This is a genomic window from Enterobacter cloacae complex sp. S1, from assembly GCF_014930525.1.
GTDB classification, from domain to species: Bacteria; Pseudomonadota; Gammaproteobacteria; order Enterobacterales; family Enterobacteriaceae; genus Enterobacter; species Enterobacter hormaechei_C.
On the sequence record NZ_JADBRE010000056.1, the window covers coordinates 1 to 751 of the forward strand.

Consider the following 751-nt stretch of genomic DNA (forward strand, 5'->3'; position numbering starts at 1 on the left):
TTATCAATGTTGAAGATTGTCGAATTCGTTTTACTTAAGATCAATATGGAAGCTAATGTAAACTATTGCAACAATTCAATCTTTGATGAATGCATAAGGATAGCCTCTGAAAAGTATTCTAAAGCACATGCATTTGCTATTGGGAAAGAACTTGAGAAATTGAGTTCATTTTTAAATGATAATAGGATGACTAACTCATTTTATTTATTTTGGGTAAATCCAATTAGGTATAGGATTACTCAGTCTTGGACTGGTTATGATTCTTCACTGGAAGGCCATTCTAGATTGCCTGATATCAAATCAGTTATTGCGATTGCTGAGATTTTTTCAAAGCGGGATGAACAATTATCGTCAAGAGATATATTTACTACATCTGTGCTTGCTTTACTTATGTGTGCACCGAGTAGGATATCGGAAATTTTAGCTTTGCCAGCGGATTGTGAAATCACAGAATGTGATGGAAAGGGCATTCAAAGATACGGTTTAAGATTTTTTTCAGCAAAAGGGTATGAAGGCAATATAAAATGGATTCCAACTTTAATGATACCTGTAGCTAAAAAGGCTATTAGCAGATTAAAAGAATTATCAAGTCAAGCGAGGCTATTGGCTGCTGAAATTCAAAAGAATTACTCTAATTCAACGAAGGGAACCCTTAAAGAAAATATACCTCCTGGTCTCTTTTGGTATGATAGAGAGAAGAAAATCAAATATTCTAATGCGCTTTGCTTGTTAACTGAAGGACTGTTAAATC

Annotated in this window: 1 protein-coding gene; it reads left to right on the plus strand. The window is 34.0% G+C overall.

Annotation, left to right across the window (positions count from 1 at the left end):
- Positions 1-751 (plus strand): hypothetical protein (locus IM290_RS21290; protein WP_193354500.1); only part of this gene is annotated, 751 nt, incomplete at both ends.